This window comes from Polynucleobacter sp. MG-Unter2-18 (assembly GCF_018687675.1).
Lineage (GTDB): Bacteria > Pseudomonadota > Gammaproteobacteria > Burkholderiales > Burkholderiaceae > Polynucleobacter.
The window spans coordinates 188,557-201,789 of the sequence record NZ_CP061302.1 but is presented as its reverse complement, the minus strand read 5'-3'; the positions used below and the strand labels follow the sequence as shown (position 1 = coordinate 201,789).

The 13,233-nt window shown below is 45.8% G+C and carries 11 protein-coding genes and 1 pseudogene; 3 read left to right on the top strand and 9 right to left on the bottom strand.

Annotated elements, in window-relative coordinates:
• Window positions 1-42: 42 nt before the first annotated feature.
• The 4 genes from C2759_RS01080 to C2759_RS01065 form a co-directional block, all read right to left on the bottom strand.
• Entirely contained in the window at window positions 43-1,230 is a 1,188-nt protein-coding gene (locus C2759_RS01080) for a ribonucleotide-diphosphate reductase subunit beta (RefSeq protein ID WP_215355582.1), read from the bottom strand.
• 45 nt (window positions 1,231-1,275) lie between these two features.
• A complete protein-coding gene (locus C2759_RS01075) occupies window positions 1,276-4,167 on the bottom strand; it encodes a ribonucleoside-diphosphate reductase subunit alpha (protein ID WP_371816916.1) in 2,892 nt (963 codons plus the stop codon).
• 347 nt (window positions 4,168-4,514) lie between these two features.
• Window positions 4,515-5,330: a 1,6-anhydro-N-acetylmuramyl-L-alanine amidase AmpD gene (gene ampD, locus C2759_RS01070; protein ID WP_256441201.1), complete on the bottom strand. Its 816-nt coding sequence runs from the start codon at window positions 5,328-5,330 to the stop codon at window positions 4,515-4,517.
• Between the two features lie 4 nt (window positions 5,331-5,334).
• On the bottom strand, window positions 5,335-6,183 hold the full coding sequence (locus tag C2759_RS01065) for an inner membrane protein YpjD (RefSeq protein ID WP_215355578.1): 849 nt from the start codon (window positions 6,181-6,183) through the stop codon (window positions 5,335-5,337).
• A 20-nt stretch (window positions 6,184-6,203) separates the two neighbouring features.
• Between C2759_RS01065 and ffh the strand changes: the two genes are divergently transcribed.
• The gene (ffh, locus tag C2759_RS01060) at window positions 6,204-7,586 is read left to right on the top strand and encodes a signal recognition particle protein (protein WP_215355576.1); all 1,383 of its coding nucleotides are present in this window, start codon (window positions 6,204-6,206) and stop codon (window positions 7,584-7,586) included.
• A 19-nt stretch (window positions 7,587-7,605) separates the two neighbouring features.
• Here the strand turns inward: ffh and C2759_RS01055 are convergent, their stop codons facing one another.
• Window positions 7,606-9,348 carry a proline--tRNA ligase gene (locus C2759_RS01055; protein ID WP_215355574.1) on the bottom strand — a complete coding sequence of 581 codons (1,743 nt, stop codon included), beginning with the start codon at window positions 9,346-9,348 and terminating at the stop codon, window positions 7,606-7,608.
• 50 nt (window positions 9,349-9,398) lie between these two features.
• On the opposite strand from C2759_RS01055, the gene C2759_RS01050 reads away from it, so the two are divergent.
• Entirely contained in the window at window positions 9,399-9,995 is a 597-nt protein-coding gene (locus C2759_RS01050; protein ID WP_215355572.1) for an RNA pyrophosphohydrolase, read from the top strand.
• The gene (locus C2759_RS01045; protein ID WP_251366985.1) at window positions 9,992-10,567 is read left to right on the top strand and encodes a CNP1-like family protein; all 576 of its coding nucleotides are present in this window, start codon (window positions 9,992-9,994) and stop codon (window positions 10,565-10,567) included. Before C2759_RS01050 ends, C2759_RS01045 begins: the two co-directional genes overlap by 4 nt.
• Window positions 10,568-10,578: 11 nt before the next feature.
• Here C2759_RS01045 and proB read toward each other — a convergent pair.
• From proB to rplU, 4 genes and pseudogenes are all read right to left on the bottom strand, one after another.
• Window positions 10,579-11,373, bottom strand: a pseudogene (gene proB, locus C2759_RS01040) (glutamate 5-kinase); the annotation flags it as partial.
• A gap of 11 nt (window positions 11,374-11,384) precedes the next feature.
• Window positions 11,385-12,479, bottom strand: coding sequence for a GTPase ObgE (obgE, locus tag C2759_RS01035; protein ID WP_215355569.1), 1,095 nt, complete (start codon window positions 12,477-12,479; stop codon window positions 11,385-11,387).
• A gap of 87 nt (window positions 12,480-12,566) precedes the next feature.
• Complete coding sequence (gene rpmA, locus C2759_RS01030; RefSeq protein WP_015420374.1) at window positions 12,567-12,827, bottom strand: 50S ribosomal protein L27; 261 nt, start codon at window positions 12,825-12,827, stop codon at window positions 12,567-12,569.
• A gap of 34 nt (window positions 12,828-12,861) precedes the next feature.
• A complete protein-coding gene (rplU, locus tag C2759_RS01025) occupies window positions 12,862-13,173 on the bottom strand; it encodes a 50S ribosomal protein L21 (RefSeq protein WP_041484800.1) in 312 nt (103 codons plus the stop codon).
• Window positions 13,174-13,233 lie beyond the last annotated feature (60 nt).

Sequence of the window (13,233 nt, the reverse complement as noted above, 5' to 3'; positions counted from 1 at the left end):
TCTAATCTCCTATTTAGCCGGCCATGCGCTTTTAATTAAAACTTATTCCCAACTTAGCGCACCGCCAGTTTGATACTCAATAACGCGTGTCTCAAAAAAGTTTCTCTCTTTTTTCAGATCAATCATTTCTGACATCCATGGGAATGGATTCTCTTCATTTGGGAACATCGCGTCAAGTCCTATTTGCAAACATCTGCGATTACAGATGTATCTTAGGTAACCTTTGAACATCGGCGCGTTCAATCCGAGCACTCCACGAGGCATCGTATCCTCTGCATAACGGTACTCTAATTCCACTGCTTTTTCGAAGATAGATTTGATCTCGTCTTTGAACGCGGAAGTCCATAACTGCGGGTTCTCCAGCTTGATTTGATTAATTAAATCAATACCAAAATTACAGTGCATAGACTCATCACGAAGGATGTATTGATACTGCTCAGCAGCACCCGTCATTTTGTTTTGGCGACCCATTGCAAGTATTTGCGTAAAACCAACATAAAAGAATAATCCTTCCATTACGCAAGCAAAAACGATCAATGATTTGAGCAACATTTGATCAGTTTCTAATGTCCCGGTTTTGAAATTAGGATCTGTCAACACATCAATAAACGGAATTAAGAACTGATCCTTAGCGCGAATAGACTCGATTTCGTTGTACGCATTAAAGATTTCGCTCTGGTCTAAGCCTAAAGATTCCACAATATATTGATAGGCGTGAGTATGAATTGCCTCCTCAAAAGCCTGACGCAACAGATATTGACGGCATTCTGGAGCAGTAATGTGGCGATAGGTACCTAAAACAATATTGTTTGCCGCTAAAGAATCTGCTGTTGTGAAGAATCCAAGATTACGCTTGATGATGCGACGCTCATCCTCAGTTAAGCCATTGGGATCCTTCCAAAGCGCGATATCGCGGTTCATATTGATCTCTTGTGGCATCCAATGGTTTGCACAACCAGCCAGATATTTCTCCCAAGCCCACTTATATTTAAATGGAACTAGCTGATTCACATCAGTCTTGGCATTAATCACGCGCTTATCAGCAGCATTGACGCGCAAAGCTGCGCCGCCAGTCAATGAAGTGGCTTGCACAGGTGCAGACTCAACATTCTGGGGGGCAACAATCGCAACCTGGTCTGCTTGTGGACGTTGTGGCTCCGCAAATACAGGCTGCGGTACCAAACCAACCTTGGCTATCGCAGGAGCTACTTCTTCTTCCCAATTCAACATAACTTTCTCCTAATTCTTATTTTTCTAAATCAGTTAGCAAATGGCTTACTGACATGCTTCACATTCTTCAAATCCAGCATCGCCTGGACGCATTGTGCAAGCAGGGCCGTCCAACTCTTGGGCTGATGCTGCATCTGTACCATTCACACCACCGCCACTAGATACCGCATTTAACTGGCCACTTGCAACCGTAGACTTCTCAACGTGCGTTGCAGCCATTGTGCGGAGGTAGTAGGTAGTCTTTAAACCACGCAACCATGCCAGCTTGTACGTGTCATCCAATTTCTTGCCAGATGCGCCACCCATGTAAATATTGAGTGACTGCGCCTGATCGATCCACTTCTGACGACGTGAGGCAGCTTCAACCAACCAACTTGGCTCTACTTCGAATGCGGTGGCATATAAGTCACGCAAATCTTGTGGAACACGGTCAATCTTGGATAAGGTACCGTCAAAATACTTCAAATCCGCAATCATGACTTCATCCCAGAGACCGCGATCTTTCAAATCACGAACCAAGTACTCGTTTACTACGGTGAACTCACCTGAGAGGTTAGATTTCACAAACAAATTCTGGAATGTCGGCTCGATACATGCTGATACACCAATGATATTGGAAATTGTTGCAGTCGGTGCGATCGCAACGCAGTTTGAGTTGCGCATACCGTGCTCCTTAATGCGGGCACGCAAGCCATCCCAATTCATAGTGGAGGAACCATCTACCTCAAGGTACCCACCACGCTCTGCCGCCAACAATGCCACTGAGTCTTGTGGAAGAATGCCACGGTCCCACAATGAACCCTTATAGGTGCTGTAAACGCCACGCTCTTCAGCCAACTCATTTGAGGCTTGATAGGCGTAGTAGCAAACCGCTTCCATTGAAGAATCAGCAAACTTCACTGCCTCATCACTAGCGTAAGGAATACGTTGCATGTGCAGGCAATCCTGGAAGCCCATGATGCCCATACCGACAGGGCGATGTTTCAAGTTGGAGTTACGAGCTTTAGCAACAGCGTAATAGTTGATGTCAATCACGTTATCCAACATCCGCATTGCAGTACGGACCGTTTTTTGGAGTTTCTCGTGATCCAAAATCATCTTGCCGGATGCATCTGTTGTCATGTGGGCTGTCAAGTTCACAGACCCTAGGTTACAAACCGCAATCTCACTCTCATTTGTGTTCAAAGTGATTTCAGTACACAAGTTAGAGGAGTGAACTACGCCGATATGCTGTTGCGGGCTACGAATATTGCAAGGATCTTTGAATGTGATCCATGGGTGGCCAGTTTCAAACAACATACCCAACATCTTGCGCCACAATTGCTGCGCAGGAATGCGACGGAATGGCTTCAATTCACCAGCGTCTGCTTTTTTCTCGTAAGCAACATAAGCTTCTTCAAAGGCCTTGCCGAATTTGTCATGCAAGTCAGGCGTATTTGAAGGTGAGAATAGTGTCCACTCACCACCCTCCATCACACGCTTCATGAACAGATCAGGAATCCAGTTTGAGGTATTCATGTCATGCGTACGACGACGATCATCACCAGTATTCTTACGCAACTCAAGGAACTCTTCAATATCTAAGTGCCATGTCTCTAAGTAGGCGCAAACTGCACCCTTGCGCTTACCACCCTGGTTTACTGCAACCGCTGTATCGTTCACCACTTTTAAGAACGGCACAACACCTTGTGACTTACCGTTAGTGCCCTTGATATGACTTCCTAAAGCGCGTACGTTTGTCCAGTCATTACCTAAACCGCCAGCAAACTTTGACAAGAGTGCGTTCTCTTTCAATGCTTCATAAATGCCATCAAGATCGTCATCCACTGTTGTTAGATAGCAGCTAGATAACTGAGGACGTGTTGTCGCTGAGTTAAATAAGGTTGGCGTGCTAGACATGAAATCAAAGGTAGAAAGGATTTCATAGAACTCGATTGCACGACGCTCGCGATCCAACTCATTCAAAGACAAGCCCATTGCAACGCGCATGAAAAATGCCTGCGGCATTTCAATACGGCGATCTTCAATGTGCAAGAAATAACGGTCATACAAAGTTTGCAAACCAAGATAGTTGAACTGCAAATCACGACTTGCATTCAAGGCAGCTGCCAATCTTGGTAAATCAAACTCACGCATACGTGGGTCTAAGAGCTCAGCAGAAATACCTTCATTAATATACTTGGCAAAATAGCTGCCGTACTCAGCTTGCATATCGCCTTGCAATACTTCGTGACCAAGGATTTCCTTACGAATCACGTGCATCAATATGCGTGCAGTCACCTGACTGTATGCAGGATCTTTTTCAATCAAAGTGCGTGATGCCAAAATTGCAGAGTCATACACTTGAGCCATTGGTACGCCATCGTATAAATTCTTGATGGTTTCAGTAATGATTGGGCTGGCATCAATATTGTTGCCAAGACCCTCACAGGCAGCTTCGATAATGGTGCGCAAGGCCGCCATATCCAATAACTTCTCAACACCGTTATCTGACACCTTCAAACCTGGCTCAGTAGACTGGGTTGACGCTTGAGTTTCTTGTGCAGTGGTCTGCTGTGCAGCACGCTCTTGATTGCGCTTTTCACGATAAAGAACATATGCACGAGCAACGTTATGCTCACCACTGCGCATCAATGCCAATTCCACTTGATCTTGAATATCCTCAATGTGGAAGGTCCCGCCATTTGGACGACTACGCAATAAGGCGCGAACTACTGCATGGGTTAGCTGCTCAACCTGCTCACGTACGCGAGCAGAAGCCGCGCCCTGACCGCCATTAACCGCCAAAAATGCTTTTGTAACTGCAATGGCGATTTTGGATGGCTCAAATGCCACCACTGAACCATTTCGGCGAATAATCTTGTAATCAGATAATTGAGTAGCTTGGCCGCCACCTACTCCGCCAGCTACAAAGCCAGCAGATGGAGTTTGATTCATCGATTCGGAGGAGCTGATCCCTGGGTTATTTGTGCCGGTAGTCTGTCCCACTGCTTGGGGGTTGGCGTATGTCATATTTTTCCTGCTTATATATAGTTATTTGGACAAAATTCTTTAAAAAACAATAGGGTATTGCTGTATTCAAACACTACATCTAGTGTTTCGAAGTGCATTTGACACTAAGTATAGGGAAATATTGAGAAATTAGTAAGTCATTTCTGACGAATATTTATAAGTATTTTTCCCTATATTTTCAATTAACTAGGGTTCATTTTGGTGCAGTTTTTGTAGCCCTTTTAGCTAAAGGGCAGAAAAGTGAGCGTGTGCTCACATACTAATTTAGAGTCCTAACGTGGATCTAAACCAAAGGGTAATTTTTCGGCAGGGATGTTGTTTTTACCCTGAAACTTTTTCCAATCAAATTGCATACCTGGATCGACTTTTCTACCCGGGGCAATATCACTATGCCCAGCAAATTGAAGATTGGGGTAAACAGAATGCATTTGGGCGCTTAATTTAGCCAGCGCAGAATACTGAATATCCTCAAAGGGATGGTCGCCATCTCCCTCCAACTCAATACCAATCGAAAAATCATTGCACTTATCTCGCCCCAAAAAAGATGAGACGCCTGCATGCCAGGCTTTGCTTTGAGTAGATACAAACTGAAAGATCTCGCCACGACGAGAAATCAAAAAATGGCTAGATACCTTTTGATTAGCAATTTCTTCAAAATAGGGGTGCAAGGAAGAATCCAATTTGTTTTGAAAAAAATCTACGATAAATTGGGTGGAATTGCGATTGACGAATTCTCCGGGCGGAAGGCTGATGTGATGAATCACCGCCAAATCCGGTACAAGACCCTCTGGTCGCATATCTTGGTTAGGTGAGATACGCCAAGCGGCCGAACCAAGCCAACCTTGGGCATCCAAGCTATCGAGATGCTCTTGAGAGCAATAGAAGCGCATCTCTTGCATGACTGCTTCAGATTTTGGAAGGTGAATAGAGCAATGGTGGCACTGGACAATCACCTCCGGCTCAACAACTTTGTTTTGCTCTGCCTTTATCTTGGCAGCCTCATCCGTATTGAGCTTTGCTTGTTTTTTGCCTTTTATCCAAAGGTACAAAACGCCTACACCAGCAAATAAAAGAAGCCACTTAATCAAAACGTCATGCTCTCTGAAGAATCACTTCCAAAACAAATCGACTGCCAACATAGGCCAGAAGCAAGGCGGTATAAGCACTCAAGACCCAACGAACAGCTACGCGCCCACGCAAACCAACACGCCAACGGGCTATGAGAAGACCAGAAAATAAGAGCCAGGAAATCAAAGCAAAGATGGTCTTGTGATCAAAAACAAGTGGTTTACCAAATAATGTTTGGGAAAAGAGGAGTCCAGAAAAGACTGTCAAGCTCAGTAGCGCAACACCCACGTAGAGCAAGTTAAAGAGAAGACTTTCCATTGCCATTAGTGGTGGCAAATCTTCCAACCAATGGGAGATGCGGCTATTAGGTGTGACGGCTAGCTGACGGTGTAATGCTCGATCTTGAATACTCATCAACATGGCATGCAACGCTGCCAAACTCAACAATCCAACTGAAATAGTGGCAACAATAAAATGCCCCTTAAACCAAGGATCGGATACCGCCTTTGGCGAAATCAAGGTGCCGGAAAACATCACTGGCAGTACAGAGCAAATCAGAGCAAAACATAAGACAAGCCAACGTAAACTGGAAATCGGCAGGAACCATGACTGAAACCAGTAAAACGCGAGACCCACCCAAGCTATCAGAGAAAGATCCTGAGCAAAACCAAATACAAATCCTTCAGGCGTAAAAACCGAGTCGTGAAGCTCAATTCCATGCACCAGCAAAATCAATAGAATCAATGCCTGAACTAGGCCTATAAAAGCCGGGGATTCAATTTTTCCCTTGGGCCGTGAACCCAAAAAGACCAAAAGAAGCAAATAAAGCGCAGAAGGGAGCCAATTCAAGCTTGAGTAACCTAAAATATCCATCTAGAAAGTCTAATCGATAAATGCTTGAGAATCTCACCGATCGCCTATCTCGTGTTGTTAAAACAATGCGGGGCCAAGCTCGCCTGACCGAAGAGAACACTGCAGAAATGCTCCGGGAGATCCGCCTGGCCTTGCTGGAGGCGGACGTTGCGCTTCCAGTCGTTAAATCCTTACTCGAGCAAATTAAATTTAAAGCCCTTGGCGAGGAAGTGGTTGGAAGCCTCAGTCCAGGACAAGCGCTGGTTGGCGTTGTTCAGCGCGAACTGGCTCAGGTCATGCGAGGTGACGCTACCCAAAGCGGTGAACTGAATCTAGCAACCCAACCACCAGCGGTAATCCTCATGGCTGGCTTGCAGGGCGCAGGAAAAACCACATCAGTTGGTAAATTAGCCAAGTTTCTGCAAGAAAAGAAGAAAAAGAAAGTGCTGACCGTCTCTTGTGACGTCTATCGTCCTGCGGCTATTGAACAGCTAGAAACTGTCAGTAAACAAGTTGGTGCTGAATTTTTCCCAAGCAATATCAATCAAAAGCCGAGTGAAATTGCTGCAGCCGCTCTAGATTGGGCACGCCGCCATTATTTTGATGTGCTGCTAGTAGATACAGCTGGTCGTCTCGGTATTGATGAAGCGCTTATGCAAGAAATCAAAACCTTGCATGCCAATCTCAATCCAATTGAAACCCTGTTTGTGGTTGATGCCATGCTGGGTCAAGATGCCGTTAATACAGCCAAAGCTTTCCATGAAGCACTCCCGCTCACTGGTGTAATCCTCACCAAGTTAGATGGCGATTCACGAGGTGGTGCAGCGCTTTCTGTGCGCCAGGTTACCGGTGTGCCGCTCAAGTTCATTGGTGTTGCCGAAAAAATGGATGGTCTCGAAGCATTTGATGCCGAGAGAATGGCAACTCGTATTTTGGGCATGGGCGATATTCTTGCGCTAGTTGAGCAAGCTCAGCAGAACGTCGATGTTGCAAAAGCAGAAAAGTTAGCAAGTAAGATTTCTAAAGGTGGATTTGATCTAGGCGACTTCAGAGATCAACTTGCACAGATGCAACAGATGGGTGGTATGGCCAGCTTGATGGATAAGCTACCAAGTCATATGGCACAAGCAGCCTCCAAAACAAATATGAGTGCTGCTGACAAACAGACAAAGCGCATGCGCGGCATTATCGATAGCATGACACCTAAAGAGCGCGCAAAACCTGAATTGCTAAAAGCGACTCGCAAGCGTCGCATTGCAGCTGGTGCAGGCGTTGAGGTTCAAGAAGTGAATCGCCTGTTGGCACAGTTTGAGCAAATGCAAACCATGATGAAGCAGTTCAAGGGCGGCAAGATGGCCCGCACCATGGCCTCCATGGCAGCTAAAGGAGCGGCCAAGGGCATTGGCGGACTCTTTAAAAAATAATGGTTAAAAACTGTTTGGTTTAAAAAACGAGTTTTTTAGCTGCATCAACTGCAGCAATCACTTTTGCTTTAATTTCTGCTAGTGGAATATTCTCTGATTCGGCATCTGTACGACCTTTGAATTCCACTTGAGCATCTGCCAAACCGCGATCGCCAATCACTACGCGGAACGGCACGCCAATTAACTCCCAATCAGCAAACATCGCGCCCGGTCTCTCGCCGCGATCATCGAGCACTACATCTACCCCAGAAGCAATTAATTCATCATGTAATTGATCAGCAGTAGCTTTCACTGCCTCTGATTTATCGTAACCCATCGGGCAAATCACCACTTCAAATGGTGCCATCGAAATCGGCCAAACGATTCCACGCTCATCATTACCCTGCTCGATTGCAGCACCTAGTAAGCGAGTTACACCAATGCCATAACAACCCATCACCATTGGCTGTGCTTTACCTTGCTGATCTAAGTAAGTGCAGCCCATCGCTTCAGAGTAACGCGTACCCAATTGGAATACATGACCCACTTCAATGCCGCGGCAAATATCAACCACGCCTTTACCATCAGGGGAAGGATCTCCCGCTACAGCATTACGCAAATCCATCACCAAAGGTTCTGGTAAATCACGGCCCCAGTTCACACCGGTTAAGTGATGACCAGCATCATTAGCGCCGCATACAAAGTCAGACATATTAGCAACGGTGCGATCTGCGACTACAGTTACATCAGCAGTAACTCCAACCGGCCCCAAATAACCCGCTGGCGCATTACAAGCTTGCTTGATCTCAGCTTCACTGGCAAAGCGGGATTCAGCCATACCAGGAATCTTGCTTACCTTGATTTCATTAAGTTCATGGTCACCGCGCACTAACACCATAAATAATTTTGCCGAACCTTCTTCTTGATCAGCAGCAAACAATAAGGACTTCACAGTCTGCTCTAGTGGCAAGTTTAAATACTGGGCAACCTCTGCACAGTTTGTTTGATTTGGTGTCGCAACTTTAGTCAAAGTATTAGCTGCAGCAGCACGCACACCAATCAATGAGACCGACTCAGCAGCCTCAAGATTAGCGGCGTAGTCCGAATTGGGGCAATACACAATGGCGTCTTCACCAGTATCGGCAATCACATGAAATTCTTGACTGCCAGAACCACCAATAGCACCGTTATCAGCTGTGACTGCACGGAACTTCAAACCCATGCGTTTGAAAATACGAGTGTAAGCATCAAACATGATTTGATAGGACTTCTTCAGGCCCTCAGCATCACGGTCAAAAGAATAGGCATCTTTCATACTAAACTCGCGTCCACGCATAATTCCAAAACGTGGACGGCGCTCATCGCGGAATTTAGTCTGAATTTGATAAAAATTCACTGGGAGTTGTTTGTAACTCTTAATTTCGTTACGCGCTAAATCGGTCACCACTTCTTCAGAGGTTGGCTGAATTAAAAAATCGCGATCATGACGATCTTTGATACGGAGCAATTCTGGCCCCATCTTTTCCCAACGACCAGTCTCTTGCCACAACTCTGCAGGCTGAATCATTGGCATGAGTAACTCAATGGCACCAGCGCGATTCATTTCTTCGCGAATAATATTTTCAACCTTGCGAATGGACTTCAAACCCAAGGGTAGGTAGTTATAAATACCTGCGCTGAGCTTACGTATTAAACCAGCGCGCACCATGAGTTTGTGCGATACCACCTCAGCGTCTGAAGGGGCTTCTTTTAGCGTGGCGAGAAATGATTGAGAAGCTTTCATGTATGGATATAATCAAATCATTGATTTTAAAGGATTTGAGGCACGATCTCATGCTTGACCGTGAAGGGTATAGACCCAATGTCGGCATAGTCATCCTCAACAGCCATAACGAGGTTTTCTGGGGAAAACGCGTTGGGCAGCATTCGTGGCAGTTCCCGCAGGGTGGGATTCAACATGGAGAGAGCCCAGAGCAGGCCATGTACCGCGAATTGCATGAGGAAGTTGGCTTGCTGCCAGAACATGTCCAAATTATTGGACGGACCAGGGACTGGCTTCGTTATGACGTCCCGGAGGAATTCTTACGCCGCCAGCAAACCTCAAAAAATCATCGTGCTAGCTATCGCGGCCAAAAGCAAATCTGGTTTTTACTGCGTTTAGTGGGCTCAGATAGCGATATTCACCTTCGTGCTTCGGAGCATCCTGAGTTTGATGCTTGGCGCTGGGTTCCTTTTTGGATTCAACTCGATTCAGTCATTGATTTCAAGCGCGAAGTTTATCAACTAGCCCTTTCTGAGCTTGCGCGCTATTTATCCCGTGGCATGCGGATGCAACAGCTTGCCTGGGGATCCCCACTCGACTTATTTCAATCCCTGTATGGGAGTGAGGAAGATGAGCCAACAGAAATAAAACCTACCGATAAGCCATGATGAAACTCTCTATTTGCAATCTTCGACTTTCAATTCTTAGCTTAGCCATCAGTTTAGCCATAGCAGGATGTGCAGGAGATCCATTAGAAAGTGGTGTTGATCCATTTGCACCGATGGTTTTTAAAGAGGGTGCCACAGCAATGCCACTGAACCCCCCGAACAATAAGACCACTCAACCTTTTTACGTATCACAGCAGACCATTTTTAAGTTTGCAGTCGATACCAACTCAATTTTGATTGGTAATGATGGCATCACTAGATACATCGTGATTCTGACTAGCCCCAATGGCAATAGCCAAGTTCAGTATGAAGGTATTCGCTGTGATTCGTTCCAATGGCGCCTATATGGCACTTTTGAAAGTGGAGTTTGGAAAGAAAATCCACTCTCTAGCTGGCGAGGCATTCAGGATCACATGCCCAATCGCTACCAAGCCGCTTTAGCTCAAGGCGCTTTTTGTAACCTTGCGTCCCAAGAGAAAAACATCAGAAATATTTTGAACTCGCTAAATGTCAAAACATTCACGGGGGGAACAAAACCTTCAAATTCCTTTGGCGTCATTGAGGGATATTAATTTCTTTCGCTAGAGACAAGATGGGTACCGATTTTTTCACCACGCATCAAGCGGGTGAGAACCTGGGACTCGTGCCCAGAAGCAATGATAGTATCTGCGCCTGTTAGAGTGGCGACTTTCGCGGCCAATACTTTGGTCAGCATGCCACCCTTACTTAACTCGCTTGCAGCACCACCAGCCATTTTTTCTAAAGCAGGGTCTCCTGCAATCGCATCACTCAAAAGAGTCGCGGAAGCATCTTGACGAGGATCGGCAGTATATAAGCCACCCTGATCAGTTAGGATTACCAATAAATCTGCATGGATTAAATTCGTTACTAAAGCAGCTAAGCTATCGTTATCGCCAAATTTAATTTCATCAGTAACTACAGTATCGTTTTCATTGATGATAGGAACAACACCGAGCTTGAGCAAGGTATCTAAAGTTGCCTTGGCATTGGCATTACGCTCAGCATCAGCCAAATCAGCATTAGTTAACAAGACCTGCGCGCTACGTAAATTAAAACGTGCAAAACAACTTTCGTAAACCTGAACTAAACCCATTTGACCAACCGCAGCAGCCGCTTGTAGCTGATGAATTTCTGTTGGGCGCTTAGTCCAACCAAGACGCTGCATTCCTTCAGCAATCGCACCAGAACTGACCATCAACACTTCATGACCATCAGCTAGTAAGGTGGCCATTTGGTCAGCCCACATAGCAATTGCAGCATGATCTAAGCCCTCACCATTATTGGTGACCAGGCTTGAACCTACTTTCACGACGATTCTTTTAGCTTTCTGAGTGTTCATAACCAATACGGATCTCAAATGACTACTGCTTAATCTGAAGTTTTATCTTCTGGCTGAGCTTGCTCTTGATAACGCGGATCAGCAGCACGCTCATCTTCATCATCCCTATCCTTACGAATAGAGTCTAAATAATCCTGCAATGAGTAGCACAACTTATCGCAACCTAAGCCTGTCAAAGCAGAGATCTCAAATACCGGACCTTTCCACTTAAACCGTTTAATAAAGTCCGCAACCACCTTCTTGCGATCTTCCTCCGGAATCATATCGACTTTGTTTAATACCAACCAACGTGGTTTTTCAACCAGAGCTTCATCGTACTTACGCAATTCATTCACAATAGCAACTGCATCTGCTACTGGATCAATATTGTCATCAAATGGTGCAATATCCACTAAATGTAACAGCACACCAGTACGTTGTAAGTGCCTTAAGAAACGATGGCCCAAGCCCGCACCTTCAGCAGCACCTTCAATTAATCCCGGAATGTCAGCAATCACAAAACTCCGCTCAGCGCCTACACGTACCACCCCTAAATTTGGGTGCAAGGTTGTAAATGGATAATCTGCAATCTTTGGACGCGCATTAGATACAGCAGTAATCAAAGTCGATTTACCAGCATTAGGCATACCTAGCAAACCTACGTCAGCCAATACCTTTAATTCCAGCTTGAGCTTACGGCGCTCGCCCTCTTTGCCATTTGTTTTCTGCCGAGGTGCACGGTTCGTACTACTCTTAAAGTGAATATTTCCCCAGCCACCAACACCGCCCTGCGCCAAACAAAGACGCTCACCATGAGTAGTTAAGTCAGCAATCGGCTCACCAGTTTCATAATCAGAAATAATCGTACCAACTGGCATACGCAATTCAATGTCGTCGCCCGCGCGACCGTAGCAATCAGCGCCACGACCAGGCTCACCATTTTTTGCGGTGTGCGTTTTAGCATAGCGATAGTCAATTAAGGTGTTGATGTTCCGATCCGCAGTAGCCCAAACGCTTCCGCCTTTGCCACCGTCACCACCATCAGGACCACCGAATTCAATAAACTTTTCGCGGCGCATAGAGGCGCTCCCGGCGCCACCTTGGCCAGCTATGACTTCAATACGGGCTTCATCTATAAATTTCATGAATAAAAAAGGCCTCGCTTAGCGAGGCCTGTTCCTAAGAGTTAAATTCGGAATAAATCTGAATCAAACGTGTCTCAGTCAGGCGTCTTATGAACGCGGGAGAACTGAAACCTGGGCCTTCTTCAAAGCACCCTTAACGCCAAATTCCACTTGTCCGTCAACTAGTGCAAACAAAGTGTGATCTTTACCAATACCAACGTTCATACCCGGATGAACTCGTGTACCGCGTTGACGAATGATGATGCTGCCAGCGTTAATTTGCTCGCCGCCAAAAACTTTAACGCCTAAGCGTTTCGATTCTGAGTCGCGGCCATTTCGTGTCGAGCCGCCGCCTTTTTTCTGTGCCATATCTTTTCTCCTGCTATTGAGCCGTTAGCCTAAATTAGGCTTTAATCGTGTTAATCAGAATTTCTGTGTAATTCTGACGATGGCCTTGGTGCTTTTGATAATGCTTGCGACGGCGCATCTTAAAGATTGTCACTTTATCGTGACGTCCCTGGGAGACGACAGTGGCCATCACAGCTGCACCATTAACCAATGGATCACCCAATTTGAGTGAAGCGCCTTCGCCTACGGCTAAGACTTGGTCAAGAGTGATTTCGCTGCCGATTTCCGCTGGTATCTGTTCTATTTTCAATTTTTCGCCTGCAGCAACTTTATACTGTTTGCCACCGGTTTTTATGACCGCGTACATGGTGTGAAACCTCAATTAATATCTACATTTAAGCTAATCCACCCTGGATGAGCTAAGCCG